The organism is Psychrobacillus sp. L3 (genome assembly GCF_042945595.1).
Taxonomy (GTDB): domain Bacteria; phylum Bacillota; class Bacilli; order Bacillales_A; family Planococcaceae; genus Psychrobacillus.
This window is the reverse complement of sequence record NZ_CP168493.1, coordinates 2,941,755-2,957,308: the sequence shown is the minus strand read 5'-3', so window position 1 is coordinate 2,957,308 and position 15,554 is coordinate 2,941,755. Positions and strand designations below refer to the sequence as shown.

Below are 15,554 nucleotides of genomic sequence, written 5' to 3'. Positions count from 1 at the left end.
GTGATTCTATTTTAGCGTATACAAGTATGGCATAATTATTTTTGAGGTGATGACATGAACTTATGGGAAGCTTATGAAAAAGTTGATAAACATCTAAATGAAAAATTACTCACTATTCCTCCTTACCCTTGCGTTTCAGGCAAGAGGGTACAAGAATTGTTAACTTGTTTAGAAAATCCAGATCCAGCTTGGGGAGGGTTAGATGGAGAAATATTAAGGATGATAAAAAATCCATGGCAAAGAGCATATCAGATTGAATATAGATTTAAGCCAACAAATATATTTAATGACTTCATGAAAGTAATCGAAAGTGCAACCTATGATTTGATGATAGGAAATTACATTTGTTCCTATTTGAGTTTGGTGCCGGTTGTAGAAGCAATATTAAGAAAATGGTCTAAAGAGAAGTCTAATGAAATTGAATCAAAAAATAAAAAAGGTGACTTTAAAATATATATTTTTGAAAAAAACCTAGTCAAGTATTTAAACGTAAAAAATAATGAACGTCATTCTAATATCAAGTTCCAAAAGTGGATTAGTAATCAAATTAAATATTTTGATTTTATGATTGGAGAAGTATTTTACCTTACATTTAATGCTTCAGAAGAAGGTGTGGAAAAGGAATTTAATAGAAACAGAACTTTACATCTATTAGATAACATTGGGGACTCAGAAGTTTTAAGAGATAATAATACAAGAATCTTCTTATTATTAGATATTATTGCTGAACTATATTTAAGCCTTGATGAAGAACTTTATGCTAATAATACTTTTTATGCTGATTATGAAAAAAATATTGATTTTAACTTAAGATGGAAAATTTATCTTAAAAATGCAATGGAGTCTATAAATTTTACAGATATGACTATAATAGATTTTGCCTTTCTTCAACAAGATAAACAATACGTGTCTGATGAACAAAAACAGAAATTTATTGAGAAAAAGGAATATCAAATACAGTTCATACAATCTAATAATAGATAAGGTGATAATAGTTTTTCGATATTCCACAATCGGGCGCGTTTGTGGAATAAGCGTTTCTGTTCTTATTAAGCTAACGGGGGCTTTAGTTGAAGAACATGGGTTGCTTACGCAACTCTTTTTTCTTATTCAACTAACGCAGCAGTTTAGTGTAATAAGACGTTGGATATTACACAAAATTAAAAAGGGGGAATACGATGAAGAACTTGGGAATAATTTTAATCTTTTTAGGTGTTATTCTTATGGGTTTAAGTGGTTTAGAAAAGGTCCTTATTTTTACTGCATTTAAAGGTGAAATTCATCAAATGCAGGCTATTATTAATTTAACACCATCATATATATGGAGTATAACGAATATTACATTTGGATTTGGACTTATTTCTATTATTATTGGCGTAGTTTTATTTTTTAAAGCGTTTAGAACTCAAAACAATAAAAAATTTCTTTGAGTACCTAAAATCATCTTAAAGTAACGAGTGCTTTACTTCAATAAGGAGTAGAGCCTTTTTTACTAACGCTACAGTTTAGTTCAATAAGAATGATATAATATTATTATCTTAACAACAGGGAGGTATTAAAATGATAAATGGTGGTAACGGAATGTTTACTCTATTAGCTTTATTACCTTTTATTTTTAATTTAGCTCTAATTATTTTTGGTATTTATTTTGTAATTAAAGTAGTAAAATTCATGGATACTAAAATAAAATTAGACCAAGAAAAAAATGAAAAGATTGTTCAATTAATTAAAGTTATCAATCAAGAAAAAAGTGAATAACTACATACCCTTGTTGAAATTTTCAGTGGCATTACCTAATGAGTTGGTAATGCTTTTTCTTATTGAACTAAAGGTGCAGTTTAGTTTAATAAATATTTGGGTTTTTACGGTACATTACAATTTTTCAATAGGGGGGATTTAATGAAAAAAAAACATTTTAAAATGCTAATAATTGGTGTAGGTACAATTGCATTTATACTTTGGATAAGTGGATGGCTTAATCTATGGATAAATGGAATTAGTGTTATTGCCAACGATATTGAAGGTTATCGATTACATTCATATCCAGTTGATGGAGAATATTCTGTTAAGATTGATTTGAATAATATTGATAGTAATGAGGGGAAAGTGCTTTATGATGATGGGGAGAACCAAGTTTACGTAGAAAAAGTATTGGTCAATGGTCAATCAGAAGTATACTTTAGGTCGAGTGGAAATTATAGTTTAAGAGGGGCAACATTAGTATCTGGAAATGAACATGCACGAATCGATAATGGTTTTACATCTATTAATCATGTTAACGCAACAGCAACATATCAAGGTGAATCTTTTAAAATATACCAATCTGGTTCATCTGGTCTAAATTATAGGGATGGAGATTCATTTGGATTTTATTTGTTGTTAACGGATGATAAAGGCGTAGATGTTGATATTGAAAAAGATTCCATTATAGAAGTTAAACTTTCAAATTTATATATGCATAATTGGGAAAAGAAATAAATGCTTGCTTTATAGCTCTCTTCAACTAACGGGTGCTTTAGCAGAACAAGAGGCTGCCGTTAGAGGTAGCTTTCTCTTATCGAACTAACGGAGCAGGTTAGTTGAACAAGAAATGATAAATTAATAACGATAAATTAGGCTAATATGTTAATATAGGGATTAATTGCATAAAAAATAAGGGGGATAATATTTTGAAAAAGATAGTTCTTGCTTTATCTGCTTTTACCATTATAGGAGTAGGAAGTTTAATTAGTTATAATCAGAGTACTAAAGAAAAACAAGAAAATATAGTAATGGCTAGTATAAATCAATCTGATATACCTTTAAATCACAATTGGGTTATTACTTTCGATAAGGGATTGAATCAGGATATTATTAATGAAAAATCTATTTATGTTTTAGATGAGGATAAAAATAAAGTCCCTGTAACAGTAGAAGCTACAGATTCTACAACTATGTTAATAAAATCACCAAGTGAGGGCTATCTAAAAGGAAAATCATATGATATCTACTTTGATAGAGATTTAGATTTGGAACATGTTGGGAATCAAGATATGCCCAAACAATATCGAATACATTTCTCAACGATTAATAATCTATAATTACTATTTAAGAGAAATTGTGAAGGAATGTACTTAAACTAACGAGGGGCTTTACTTCAAAAAGGAGTAGAGCTTTTTTTACTAACGTCGCAGTTTAGTTGAAGAAATGATATTTGAAGTTTAGTGGGAATAAACATAAAAAAGATGGAGGGGGTGTATTTATGTTCAAAAAAAGATTAATTTTAATCTGTGTTGTAATTTTATCATTAGTAATTGCAGGCTGTAATGACGAAAAGCCAATAAAAGAAGAAGTTATTCAACACAATTGGAAAGAAAGTCCTCTTTTTGAATCAGGCAGTTACACAATGATTGGGGAAGAAGGTCGTTTAGGATTTATCTACGATGATAATGAAGGTCTCAGATTTTATCCAAACAAAGAACAAAAGTATATGTGGCACTTTTGGGGAAATGAAGATGAGTTAATTGGTGATTTTAAGGTTTTAGGAACTCACGAAAACAGTGATGAGGAAATAATAATTGTACCAAAAAGGGGAAATTCTTTTCTTAGTCCTAATAATGGTACAGATCAGCACTTTCCAACAAATATGACGTTCCCTAAAAGTGGAATGTGGAAGTTAGATGCTTATATTAGAGATGAAATTTTTGGAAGTGTTTATGTAAAAGTTCATAAGGAATAAATTGCTTATGGAACTAACGGGTGCTTTACTTCAATAAGGAGTAAAGCTTTTTTTACAAACGGTGCAGTTTAGTTGTAGAAAGGGAGAGAAAAAAATGAAAAAAATACTGAAATACACAATAATCGGCATTATTTCTTTTTTTCTGGTTCTTTTGGTATTTTCGAACTTATTGAGATGGGCAAAGCAAGGAGCGTTTTTAAAATACGATAATGGTGTGACAATTGAAGTTTATAATTCAAGTAAACAAGTAATAACGGATTTAAACTTCTATTTTTCTTTTAGTGGTTATCATGTATATCAGGATTTAGGTACTATCAATCAATTAAAACCCGGAGAAAAAACGAGTCGATATAGTCATCAAATAAAAGACACAGGTAATGATAGAAGTTTATACTTACAGTATCCAATTAACAAAACTGAGGCAGAAGTTGAGAGTCTAGCTTATTTACCGTCTTATAAACCAAGTAAGGTAGTAGTTATTTTAGAAATAACCGGAACTGATAATAAAGGGAAACTTTTATTTAAGGTAAGAGGGTATGAAAATGTTTTTGGTCAATATGAATTTGATTTGACTTCCGATAGAGAGTGATTGCATAAATGGTACTGAGGAGTACTTATTCAACTAACGGATGCTTTACTTCAATAAGGAGTAGAGCATTTTTTACTAAAGTAGCAGGTTAGTAGAAGAAGATAAAATCAAGAGGTGAAAAATGGAGAAAACAAATAGTTATACTTATTTTGGAATAGGGAGTAAAGGAGAAATAGACCATAGAGGCTTAGTTGCTTATGAAAGTGGTATTTTTAATCCAGAGGATATAACGAAGCTTCTTGAAATACAACCGTTTAGCTGTTGGAACTATGGTGATATAAGAAAGAATGGGTCGAAGTATTTGTTTTCGGATTGGTCTGCTGAAAAATCTAATGTAGGCAGGTTAGATGTTGAAGCACAATGCATGGACACTATTAAAAATCTAAAAAATAAAATATTACTGCTAAAGGAAATCAAGGAACAATATAATGTACATTATGTAATTATGATTGTTCCCAGTATTTATGGAGAAGAAAAACCACTAATGAGTTTTAATGAAGAAATAATCGAATTTTGCTATTTAACAGGTACAACCATAGAGGTTGATATGTATGTGTTCCCAGATGAAATTGAGAACATATAGATACTAAGCTAACGGGTGCTTTACTTCAATAAGGAGTAGAGCTTTTTTACTAACGCAGCAGTTTAGTTGAAGAAGGAATTATTGTAACTGAACAGGACAAACTAACTCTAAATATAATTTAGGGTGATGAAATTGAACAAAAGTGTTCCTCTTCTAGTGTTTTTATTAGGTATTTTATTTTTTGGAACAAATAATGGAGAAGTTTATGGAGATACAAACGATACTCCCCAATCTTTTGAGGAGATATTTACTGAAGTAGGATACAAAACGGTAGAAGCTGCTTTAGACGAGTTTGAACAACATTTTAATAAAGAACTAAAATTGCCGCTTAGAGCACCACCAATAAGCTTTACCCACCATTTTGGTAGGTTTAGTAATTTAGATGGCGAGATAAATGATGCTTTTGAAGTTATGTTTATAAGTGACCAATTACCTGAAAATCATTTTAAAATTGATGTTCGACCAATTAGGCATAAAATAGGATTTAGTGACAAGTATGTTTCAAAAACCTTCAAGCTAGATAACGGAAGTATTGCAAAGTATATGGAAAAACCATCTATGGGTTTTAATCTGTTAGTGTTCGAAAGAGATGGTTGGGAATATATCTTCAGTATTAATAAAAAAGTTTCTGATAAGGTAACACCCGAAATACTGGTTCAGATAGCTAATTCTATTGATTTCTAAAAAATCCTTATTCAACTACCATGAAAATAAATTTCTTCAAGAAACGAAAAATGACAACCCTTAGAAGGATTGTTTAAAAGCTTATTTCAGTTTTTTAAAATGACGGACATAGTATATCCAAAACCTCACACAATAAAGGAAAAAAAAGGAGGTTCTATTTCTATGTTGAAGTCTGTTTTTAAAGGAGTACTGCTTTTCTTTACCATAGCTTTAACTTGTTCATTAGTCGTTCAGGCAGAAAAAAAAGAACAAGGAGAAATTGAAGAAGGAACTGAAGTTTATCATGTTAAATATAATTACGATGCAATATCAAATTTTTTGGGAATGAGTCTTAAAGCATATGAACAGGACTGGAAAGAAGGTCTTTCTATTGCAGACATGGCGAAGAAACAAGGGATTTCAAGAAGGGATATAGAGGGCTATTTTTATAGTTTCCACTATAATGAGATGCAAAAATGGAGAGCCAAAGGAGTTCTTTCAGAAAAGCATTATTTCCACCTCGTTTATATGTTAGCTGATGAAATCGAGGAATTTATTGACCGTAATCCGAATCGATAATTCAACTAACGGGTGCTTTAGTAAAAAATAGAAAAAAAATACAGTGGGCTTGGAGATACATTTCCCAGCTCATTTTTATGTACATTTTTATTTTCTATGAAATAACATGTATAATCTTGTAACTTAGAATGCGAAGTTCCTCAGCCTTAACTTATCTGCGGTTTCCCAAGTTTCGTGAACACTCGCCAAGATAAGAAGAGGGCGAAGGACAAACTACCGCCACAAGAATACCGAAAAAAATGGATTGAGAAGTGACACAGTCACTTCTCAATCCACAAAAAGTCCCCGGTAATAGTGTAGCCAAAATTTTTTTGCGACGAGTAACCGCAGGAGCAAATGTTTCGTCCAAAACACTCGGGAAATGGAGGAGACAAGATGCACTTAAAGGGTGCTTTCGCTTTTCTTGTTACACCGTTATTTCATTTTGTTCATTCAGCAATGCTTTTTCTAAAAACTTAGCTAGCTCCAGCATGCCATATTTTCCGGCTTTCGCTTCTGCATCCGCATTGTAGTTTGTATTCGTATTCACATCATACGTATATACTGTACCGTTTGCATCAGATATGAATTCAATACCGGCTACAGCAATTTTATTCGCTTCTAGGAATGCTTCATACCTATCGATTTGCTCTATATTAATAGCTTGAATAATTTCAAACTTTGGTTTTTCTTCTTTTTCTTCACCGACCGGGCAAAATAAGTCATCTATTTGGCAGGCATCCGCAGGACATAATTCGAATCCATTCGATGTATCAACACGCACTGCATAGACGAACTTTCCACCAATAAATTCCGCTCTTGTAATAAAGGACTCAGGGGATTGTATATATTCTTGGATGAGTGTGATCCCATCAACTGGGTGCTCATAGGTTTTACTATCTAAGTAGTTTTCAAGGGCTTTAATTGAATGAAATAATTGCACCCCTAATCCTTTGCCTGCACGATTATGCTTCGTTATGAATGAAGACACACCAATTTTTTTAGCAGCTCGTATTATTTGATCTCGTCCTACCGCACCAATTGTTTTCGGGGTACGTATACCTGCCTTTTCTAAAGCGAGTTGTTGATTAATTTTGCTAATTTCCAACTGCAATGCCTTTGTACCATTAAAAATAGTTTTACCGTGAAACTCTAGCCAAGTAAGAATGCCAGCAGTTAATTCAGGAGCATATCGATGGTTACGTGTATGAGAGGATGCACTCATTCTGCTATAAAAAACTCCATTTGGTGGTTCAGAAGTTAAATCTACTATTCCTTCATCTAAATGCCAAAGTTCAAAGGGAAGGTTTAATTCTTCTAATCGATCAGTTAGATGCACTGTCCATTCATCGTTTTCATGTATCACATATATTTTTGACATATTAATTGCCCCTTTGCTTATCTTGTTTAAATTGTTCAACTAGTGGCATCACTTGCTCGGAGAAGCGTTTCATTTCGGTATGTTGTGGTGAAAATTGTAAAATTAATAAATCGACCCCTGCTTCTTCAAATGCGACAATTTTTTTAGCGATTTGTTCAGGTGTTCCGATTAAATCTGGACGTAGCCCACGATTCGAAACCGAGTAATCTTGCAGTTGAATGTCTACATTTAAATGTGACTTGCTTACAAAGTCTTTATAGCCTGCATAGCCAGCTGATCCTTCTGTTACATCAGTAATTCGTGCAAGTTCCTCTTGCACTTCTTTTTCTGTATCTCTGCAAATAATGTAAGCTGCCATCCCAAAATTTTCTAAAGGTTCTTTTCCAAAGTTTTGACGTCGCTGCTTCATATCTGCAATCTTTTCCGCAATTTCTTCTACTGTACCGCCGTGCATAACATAGGAATCGCATGTGTTTGCGATTGTTTGTTTTCCTGTTTCACTTTCACCACCCGCATATAACGAGATATGTTTGTTCCGTACAGGTTTAGGCTCTAAATAGGTATTCTCGTAATCATAGAAGTTACCTTTGAATGAATAAGGAGTTTCTGACCATAAACCCTTTAATACGGAAATAAACTCTTCTGTACGAGCATAGCGCTCATCATGAGCAGTGAAGATGCCTCCATATTGTCTTGCCTCTTCTTCCCACCAAGCAGATACAACATTTAATGACAAACGGCCACCACTAATATGATCGATATTAGTTGCGGTTTTAGCTAACAATGCAGGGTTGTGAAAACCAGGGCGAATCGCTGTTAATATTTCTAGCTTATTTGTCACTACTGCAATAGCAGCTGCAGTTGACCAAGCATCTAAAGCAGGAGCATCTATTCCTTTAATATCATTTAAGTTTAGTTCCGCGATTAATGTTAAGTCGTATCCCCATTGCTCCGCATTTTGAGCCAACTCTTTTACATATTCAAATGAAACGGGCATTGTCTCCTTTTCCACATTTCGTAACCATCCTCCGAAAATCGGTAACCAAAAACCATATCTCATGTAAGAATACTCCTCACTTTTTATATATTCAGAAATATTTAATTAAAAGTAATCCTACCATAATACTATGCTTTGAACAATAGGATATGAGGTTTATTTATTTAGTAATTCGAAACGCGTATAAACAAGAATAAAAATGAATATTAAAGCTGATTAATGTTGATATAAATGAACAAACATGAAATAATAAGAATGTAATGGAAGAAATATTGGGGGAAACCCTAACAAACATGAAATTGGAATAACAATTTAGAAAAAGGGGATGAATAAATGTTTTCCGAAGAAAGACGTGAACAGATTTTAGAGAAGTTGAAAAAAGAAGGTCGTTTGTTAGCGAAAGAATTAGCAAACGAATACAATCTTTCCCTTGATTCCATTCGTCGTGATTTATCGATAATGGAAGATCAAGGGTTACTAAAAAGAACACATGGAGGGGCAATTCCCATTCCTAATGTACGAACGATGCCCCAACCTCCTTATAAGAGGTATGGAGAAGGAACGTTATTTCAAAACGCAATTGCAAAAAGTGCAGCGACTATTATTAAAGAAGGGCAAACTGTATTTATCGGTGGAGCGGCAATCCATTTTGTGATGCTCAAGTATTTACCTATGGATATATCCTTCAGCGTTATTACGAATTCTGTGGAAGTTGCATATAATTTGCGTGAGGTGGATAATATTCAATTATATTTGATTGGTGGGGAAGTGAAGAGTTCAGGAAATATGACGGATGCATTGGCTAATGAATTTGCTTGCCAATTCACGATTGATTTATGTTTTGCAACAGGTGGTGGTTTATCACAAAGGGGCTTGAGCACAGCGACGCCTGAAGTGTCCATTTTCCATAAAACCGTTTATGACAACTCTAAAGAAGTAATAGGACTTATTGAACACTCAAAGTTTGGAGTGGATCTCTTTAGTAAAATGTATCCGCTTCATAAACTAGATAAGATCATTACAGATGAAGAGACCACCAATGATAATATCGATATTATTAGAGCTCAAGGAATTGAAGTAATTATTGCTGGAATAAATGAAGCACTTTCATAAAAAGTAAACGCTTATCTCAAGAATAGTGAGATAGGCGTTTTTTAGTCGTATCGCGTATAGCGTAATTTCAAGGTTGCTTAACGCAAATTAATCTAGTTATAGCGCAAGTTCAAAGTCGATTAACGCAAATTAACCTGGGCATAACGCAAATAAAGCAGAAAAGCCAACTAGAAATGAAATTAATTCTAGTTGGCTTTTTCCCATAATTAAAGGGTATTACATTGATCACATAGGTTTCCATAGCACTCATGCTGCTCTTCTATAGTCTCGCCACATTTAGCACATTTTTTTTCAGGCAGGTTACGGAAAAATTCAATTACGTTTTCTAACATAGTTGTTCCACCTCCATCTGTTATATAACTGTTTAAGTTATACGGATTGTATTATAACACAAGAGCATTTGTCAACATATTATTTGGACTTTCGGTTAAAATAAAATAAAGGAGAGATGAAGATGTATTTTATTGATAATAAAGGGATTACTGACCCACGTATTAACCTTGCAATTGAAGAGTATGCATTAAAAACAATGGATGTAGAAAAAGACTCTTTTCTGTTGTTTTACATAAATGAACCTTCTATCATTATTGGGAGAAATCAAAACACGATAGAAGAAATTAATACTGAATTTGTGGAAAAGAACGGAATTATTCCGGTACGCAGACTTTCTGGTGGCGGTGCCGTGTATCATGATTTAGGGAATCTGAATTTTAGTTTCTTAACAAAAGATGATGGAGACAGCTTCCGTAACTTTAAAAAGTTCACACAACCAGTGGTGGACGCTCTTAAGAAAATGGGTGTTGATGCAGAACTGTCTGGACGAAATGACATCTTAGCTGAAGGTAAAAAAATCTCTGGAAATGCACAGTTCTCTACAAAAGGTAGAATGTTTAGCCATGGAACGCTACTGTTCGATACAGAAATTGATGCGGTCGTTTCTGCTTTAAAAGTAAGCAAAGAAAAAATTGAATCAAAAGGAATAAAATCAATCAGAAGCCGTGTGACAAACATTGCTGAATTATTAAAAGAACCGATGACAATTGAACAATTCCGATCTGAAATTTTGTCTTCCATATTCGGTGGAGCGGAGAATATACAATATTGGGAGCTCACAGCGGAAGATTGGGAAAATATCCATAAACTTTCGGAAGAACGCTATCAACAATGGGATTGGAATTACGGAAAATCACCTAAATTTAATATGAAGCATTCCCACCGTTTTCCAACAGGCGGTGTAGATGTGCGGTTAGAAGTGAATAAAGGGTTTATGGAAGAAGTGAAGATCTACGGAGACTTCTTTGGTGTAGGTGACATGGAAGAAGTAGAAAAATTACTCACTGGTAAACCTTACAGTAAGCAAGCAATTGAAGAAGCACTTGAAAATATTGATGTACCAAAGTATTTTGGTGGTATTTCACTGGAAGATTTAGTTCAACTTATTTACTAATAATTATGGAAGAGTCTAACATATTAACGTATGTTGGGCTCTTTTTTGATATGATAGAGAGAGACTAATTGGCGAGGAGGATCCGTATGTTGACACATCGTATTTTAGTTGTGGAAGATGACCGAAAAATTGCTGCATTACTTGCAGAAACATTACGTAAATATCATTATGAAGTGCATACTATACAAAATTTCGAATCCATTTTAGAAGAATTTGAAGATTTTGACCCTCATTTAATATTATTAGATGTAAATTTACCATCCTATGATGGCTATTATTGGTGCCGCCAGCTCCGTCAATTTACAACGTGTCCTATTATATTTGTTTCCGCACGATCAGGAGAAATGGACCAAGTTTTTGCTTTAGAAAATGGTGGAGATGACTTTATAACTAAACCTTTTCACTATGAAATCGTCCTTGCAAAAATACGAAGCCATTTAAGAAGAACATATGGCGAATATGCTGCAAAACAAGAAGAACGTATTGTTAAGGTAGGAAAACTTCATTTATTTCTAGAGAGAATGGAACTGCATATAGCAACAGAGGAAATACCACTACAAAAGAAAGAATGTACAATATTAGAGCTGCTTATGCGAAGTTACCCAAAGCTCGTTACAAGAGAGCAGTTATTAGAAGAATTATGGGATGATCAGTCATTTGTAGATGAAAATACGCTCAACGTGAATATGACTCGTGTTCGGAAAAAACTCGCAGATTATGATGTCACGTCTACGATTGAAACGGTTCGAGGAGCGGGATATCGATTGATCCTAAGTTCGGAGGAATCTTAATATGTTCCGATTATTTATACGAGAACATGTAACCTTTCTTATTTTTCAATTTTTATTAGTATTATTTATTATGCTCTTATATTGGCTAGATGGTTTTCGAAACTTAGATACAGCAATATATTCAATTGTTATTAGTAGTATATTAACGATTACTTTTTTAGGAACGTTGTTTGTAAAGAAATATTCTTTTTATAAAAAGATTCTTTCCGTTCCAACAAAAATTGAAGTGGTTTTGCAACGAGAAGCTCAATCACCGGAAATTAAACAGGTGGAAATGTACTTGCAGCATATTTACCGGCTTTATCAGAAAGAAGTGCAATTATTATATGCAACGCAAAATAGACATCTACAATTTATGAATAGCTGGGTTCATCAAATGAAAACACCTATTTCCGTACTAGAGCTGATGGCACAAAACGATCATCAAGTCGATTCTATAAGTGTATCCGAAGAAACGGATCGTTTAAAAAGAGGATTAGATGCTGTATTAATGAATGCAAGATTAGATACGTTTGAAGAGGATATGCAAATAGAGCAAGTGGATATAAAACAATTAGTTAGCCTAGTTGTGACGGAAAACAAACGCTTATTTATAGGGCATCATGTGTTTCCGGTGATTTCGATCGATGAAAATTGTATTGTTACATCGGATACAAAATGGCTTCGTTTTGTCATCGCACAATTTTTAACGAATGCTGTGAAGTATACTTTTGAGGAAAATAAAAAAGTTTATTTTGAGACGAAGATTAAGGATGAACATGTCATTTTCTCTGTTCGAGATGAAGGAATTGGTATCCCTACCTCAGATATAAAAAGGGTAACAAAAGCTTTCTTCACGGGGGAAAATGGTCGGAAAACAGGCGAATCTACAGGTATGGGGCTATATTTAGCACAAGAAATTTGCAATCGTCTTGGACATGAAATGACGATTACTACTAAAGTTGGTGAAGGAACGACCGTCTCAATCGTGTTTAAACAGCAAGAACAAGAAGAACGGAGCGAGCAAGATGTCGATATTAACACTAGAAGAAGTGACGAAAGTATATGAGGGAAAGGTAGCTCATCTAGCCATTAATCAACTAAGCTTTGAAGTTGAAAAAGGAGAATTCCTTGCAGTAATGGGGCCATCTGGTAGTGGAAAAACGACATTGCTAAATCTTATTTCCACTATTGATATACCTACTTCGGGGGATATCAGGATTAATGGTACAAATCCTTTACAACTTACCACAAATGATTTATCCCTTTTTAGAAGAAGACAACTTGGTTTTGTGTTTCAAGATTTCAATTTACTTACTGCCTTAACTGTGGAGGAAAACATGGTTCTACCTTTAACGCTTGATGGGCAACCTGTAGAAATAATGAAACAAAGGGTGAAGGAAATTGCAGCCCACCTTGACTTAACTTCCATTTTAGAAAAAAGACCAACCGAAATTTCAGGTGGACAGGCACAAAGAACAGCGATAGGTCGTGCATTAATACATGAACCAACTATTATCCTTGCAGATGAGCCAACCGGAAATTTAGATTCAAAATCTGCAAAGGACGTCTTAGAAATATTATCGCAAGTGAATAAAAAGAATCAGACGACAATTATTATGGTTACGCATGATCCAGTTGCAGCCAGTTACTGCGACCGAGTGCTTTTTATAAAAGATGGTGAATACTTTAACGAAATTTATAAAGATGATCGAAGACAAACATTTTTTCAACGAATTTTAAATGTCTTGTCTTTATTAGGTGGAAATGTAAATGACCTTTCGACAATTCGCTTATCATAATGTAATTCGGAATAGTCGCGTATATGCAGCATTTTTTATGGCGAGTATTTTTTCTGTCATGGTATTTTTTATGTATACGATGTTAATGTTTCATCCGAACATTGAGGACAAATTTTTAAGAGATATTGCATTTGGTGGAATGCTTATTGCAGAGATTATACTCATTATTTTTACATTGTTCTTTTTGTTTTATTCGATGAGTGCTTTTCTGCAAGCAAGGTCTAAAGAGTTTGGCTTATTACTCAATTTAGGAATGGAAAAAAACCAGTTAAATCGACTGATTTTTTTAGAAACGATGATATTAGGTGCTATTTCTATTACAGTCGGTATTTTTTGGGGATTTTCGTTTTCTAAATTTTTCTTTATGGTTATTCGAGAGTTATTTTTACTAGACAGCCTCCCTCTCTATTTGTCATGGAAGCCATTTACATTAACGATTATTGTTTTCTTATCCTTATTTGTTATCATTTCTATTAGCAGTGTTGTGTTCATTCGAAAAAAAGAAATCATTCAATTATTAAAGGGTTATGGGAAGTTTGATGAACAAGCCGGATATGTAAAGTGGAAAGCAATAGTAGGTTTAGTTTTACTGCTAACTTCCTACAGTTTAGTTATACTATCTCTATTAAAGATGTCTTTGTGGATTACTTTTCTTATTATAGTATTGGCTGTAAGTGGTACATACTTATTTTTTACAGATAGTATGTTGTATATCATTATTCTTTTACGTAAAAGGAAGAGCTTTTATTGGCATCCATTTCGCTTAATTGCGTTTGCGGAAGGGGCCATTAAAATACGTGAAAATGCCCGAATGTTCTTCGTTGTAACAATTGTATCCACGATTGCTTTTTTGTCTGTAGGAGTAGTTACTTCCTTTACATCGTTTACAACGCAATATCATGAATTAAATCCCGTGAGCATTTTTTACGCGAGTGAGTGGGATAATCCTTTTGAAGAAAAACATATTATGCAAATAACACAAGAACTACAAAGCGAAAACTTATCCTACGAGCTAGTGAAATTCAATGTCAAAAAACAAACTTCCTCCAATACACATGAAAGAGTAAACCTGATCAAAGAATCTGAAGTGAATAGTTTAGCAATTGCATTGAAATTCCCATTAGTTGATTTGAAGCAAGGTGATGCGTTATTAGTACCGAATACGCAAGAGGATTTTGGCAATCTTACTCAACAAGAGGAACAAACTGTTCTAGAAGAGAGCAGTGTACCAATCCAGTTGATAGGAGAATATAAGCAATTCATTTTTCCAACTTTCGTTATTGAGCATCGAACAATTATTATTAGTGATGAAGATTATCAACTTATCACAGAGCCACTTTTTGGGCATGGACTTAAGGAATCGTACAAAACTTTTTACGCCTTTCATGTTCCCGAATGGCTTAGAACAAAAAATATTGGAACGGACATAGATAAAATATTGGTCGAGTCTATGGGAACAACCAACAAAAATCCAAATCCGTTTTACTTTGTAAATCCAGGTTTAAATTATTCCATCATTCGTTCTACGTTTTCTTTGTTATTATTTACGGGGTTACTTGTAGCAGCAGTTCTATTACTAGCAGCAGGAAGCTTTGTCTATTTTAAATTGTACACAGACCTAGAGCGAGACAAGAAGCAATACGATGTTCTTCGGCGAATGGGGGTAACTGAGCAAGAACTTGTGAAGGTTGTGAATCGTCAATTGATCCCTCAATTCTTTTTGCCATGGGGGCTTGCCATGGTGCATAGTACTTTTTCATTCATTTACTTGCAAGCAGTTTGGGTAGACTTAGCGGCGGTTTCCATTGCTAAAGAGATGTTATTTGTTTTGATTGCTTTCACGGTTATTCAAGTTTCTTATTTTTATTTAATACGCTGGAGATATATAGCGCATATTCAAGCATCATGATTTTCATGGTGCTTTATTTAATAA

Annotated in this window: 19 protein-coding genes; 16 read left to right on the top strand and 3 right to left on the bottom strand. The window is 33.6% G+C overall.

Going from position 1 to position 15,554, the window contains the following annotated elements:
- The first annotated feature begins 54 nt into the window (after window positions 1-54).
- The 10 genes from ACEPXD_RS14735 to ACEPXD_RS14690 all read left to right on the top strand — a co-directional run bounded on the left by ACEPXD_RS14735 (window position 55) and on the right by ACEPXD_RS14690 (window position 6,132).
- Window positions 55-984: a hypothetical protein gene (locus ACEPXD_RS14735; protein WP_391117128.1), complete on the top strand. Its 930-nt coding sequence runs from the start codon at window positions 55-57 to the stop codon at window positions 982-984.
- 194 nt (window positions 985-1,178) lie between these two features.
- The gene (locus tag ACEPXD_RS14730) at window positions 1,179-1,430 is read left to right on the top strand and encodes a hypothetical protein (RefSeq protein WP_391117126.1); all 252 of its coding nucleotides are present in this window, start codon (window positions 1,179-1,181) and stop codon (window positions 1,428-1,430) included.
- Window positions 1,431-1,560: 130 nt separating this feature from the next.
- Complete coding sequence (locus ACEPXD_RS14725) at window positions 1,561-1,758, top strand: hypothetical protein (protein ID WP_391117125.1); 198 nt, start codon at window positions 1,561-1,563, stop codon at window positions 1,756-1,758.
- Between the two features lie 141 nt (window positions 1,759-1,899).
- Window positions 1,900-2,478: a hypothetical protein gene (locus ACEPXD_RS14720; RefSeq protein WP_391117123.1), complete on the top strand. Its 579-nt coding sequence runs from the start codon at window positions 1,900-1,902 to the stop codon at window positions 2,476-2,478.
- A gap of 191 nt (window positions 2,479-2,669) precedes the next feature.
- The gene (locus ACEPXD_RS14715) at window positions 2,670-3,080 is read left to right on the top strand and encodes an Ig-like domain-containing protein (RefSeq protein ID WP_391117121.1); all 411 of its coding nucleotides are present in this window, start codon (window positions 2,670-2,672) and stop codon (window positions 3,078-3,080) included.
- A 161-nt stretch (window positions 3,081-3,241) separates the two neighbouring features.
- Entirely contained in the window at window positions 3,242-3,718 is a 477-nt protein-coding gene (locus ACEPXD_RS14710) for a hypothetical protein (RefSeq protein WP_391117119.1), read from the top strand.
- Between the two features lie 94 nt (window positions 3,719-3,812).
- Entirely contained in the window at window positions 3,813-4,307 is a 495-nt protein-coding gene (locus ACEPXD_RS14705; protein ID WP_391117117.1) for a hypothetical protein, read from the top strand.
- Window positions 4,308-4,428: 121 nt separating this feature from the next.
- Complete coding sequence (locus ACEPXD_RS14700) at window positions 4,429-4,890, top strand: DUF4279 domain-containing protein (protein ID WP_391117115.1); 462 nt, start codon at window positions 4,429-4,431, stop codon at window positions 4,888-4,890.
- 126 nt (window positions 4,891-5,016) lie between these two features.
- The gene (locus tag ACEPXD_RS14695) at window positions 5,017-5,574 is read left to right on the top strand and encodes a hypothetical protein (RefSeq protein WP_391117113.1); all 558 of its coding nucleotides are present in this window, start codon (window positions 5,017-5,019) and stop codon (window positions 5,572-5,574) included.
- Between the two features lie 162 nt (window positions 5,575-5,736).
- The gene (locus tag ACEPXD_RS14690) at window positions 5,737-6,132 is read left to right on the top strand and encodes a hypothetical protein (protein WP_391117111.1); all 396 of its coding nucleotides are present in this window, start codon (window positions 5,737-5,739) and stop codon (window positions 6,130-6,132) included.
- A 406-nt stretch (window positions 6,133-6,538) separates the two neighbouring features.
- On the opposite strand, the gene ACEPXD_RS14685 is transcribed toward ACEPXD_RS14690, so the two are convergent.
- Together ACEPXD_RS14685 and ACEPXD_RS14680 are read right to left on the bottom strand one after the other, a co-directional pair.
- Complete coding sequence (locus ACEPXD_RS14685) at window positions 6,539-7,492, bottom strand: ATP-grasp domain-containing protein (RefSeq protein ID WP_391117109.1); 954 nt, start codon at window positions 7,490-7,492, stop codon at window positions 6,539-6,541.
- A gap of 1 nt (window position 7,493) precedes the next feature.
- Window positions 7,494-8,552: an LLM class flavin-dependent oxidoreductase gene (locus ACEPXD_RS14680; RefSeq protein WP_391117108.1), complete on the bottom strand. Its 1,059-nt coding sequence runs from the start codon at window positions 8,550-8,552 to the stop codon at window positions 7,494-7,496.
- Between the two features lie 270 nt (window positions 8,553-8,822).
- On the opposite strand from ACEPXD_RS14680, the gene ACEPXD_RS14675 reads away from it, so the two are divergent.
- Window positions 8,823-9,602, top strand: a complete 780-nt coding sequence (locus ACEPXD_RS14675) for a DeoR/GlpR family DNA-binding transcription regulator (protein ID WP_391117106.1) — start codon at window positions 8,823-8,825, stop codon at window positions 9,600-9,602.
- A 206-nt stretch (window positions 9,603-9,808) separates the two neighbouring features.
- On the opposite strand, the gene yhfH is transcribed toward ACEPXD_RS14675, so the two are convergent.
- Window positions 9,809-9,934 carry a protein YhfH gene (yhfH, locus tag ACEPXD_RS14670; RefSeq protein WP_391117104.1) on the bottom strand — a complete coding sequence of 42 codons (126 nt, stop codon included), beginning with the start codon at window positions 9,932-9,934 and terminating at the stop codon, window positions 9,809-9,811.
- A gap of 122 nt (window positions 9,935-10,056) precedes the next feature.
- On the opposite strand from yhfH, the gene ACEPXD_RS14665 reads away from it, so the two are divergent.
- The 5 genes from ACEPXD_RS14665 to ACEPXD_RS14645 all read left to right on the top strand — a co-directional run bounded on the left by ACEPXD_RS14665 (window position 10,057) and on the right by ACEPXD_RS14645 (window position 15,530).
- Complete coding sequence (locus tag ACEPXD_RS14665) at window positions 10,057-11,049, top strand: lipoate--protein ligase (RefSeq protein ID WP_391117102.1); 993 nt, start codon at window positions 10,057-10,059, stop codon at window positions 11,047-11,049.
- An 86-nt stretch (window positions 11,050-11,135) separates the two neighbouring features.
- Window positions 11,136-11,840 (top strand): response regulator transcription factor, encoded by a 705-nt coding sequence (locus tag ACEPXD_RS14660; protein WP_391117100.1) that lies wholly within the window; start codon window positions 11,136-11,138, stop codon window positions 11,838-11,840.
- A gap of 1 nt (window position 11,841) precedes the next feature.
- Window positions 11,842-12,888: a sensor histidine kinase gene (locus tag ACEPXD_RS14655; protein ID WP_391117098.1), complete on the top strand. Its 1,047-nt coding sequence runs from the start codon at window positions 11,842-11,844 to the stop codon at window positions 12,886-12,888.
- Window positions 12,848-13,621 (top strand): ABC transporter ATP-binding protein, encoded by a 774-nt coding sequence (locus tag ACEPXD_RS14650; RefSeq protein WP_391117096.1) that lies wholly within the window; start codon window positions 12,848-12,850, stop codon window positions 13,619-13,621. The genes ACEPXD_RS14655 and ACEPXD_RS14650 overlap by 41 nt, the downstream gene beginning before the upstream one ends.
- Complete coding sequence (locus ACEPXD_RS14645; protein WP_391117094.1) at window positions 13,593-15,530, top strand: FtsX-like permease family protein; 1,938 nt, start codon at window positions 13,593-13,595, stop codon at window positions 15,528-15,530. Before ACEPXD_RS14650 ends, ACEPXD_RS14645 begins: the two co-directional genes overlap by 29 nt.
- Window positions 15,531-15,554: the final 24 nt, after the last annotated feature.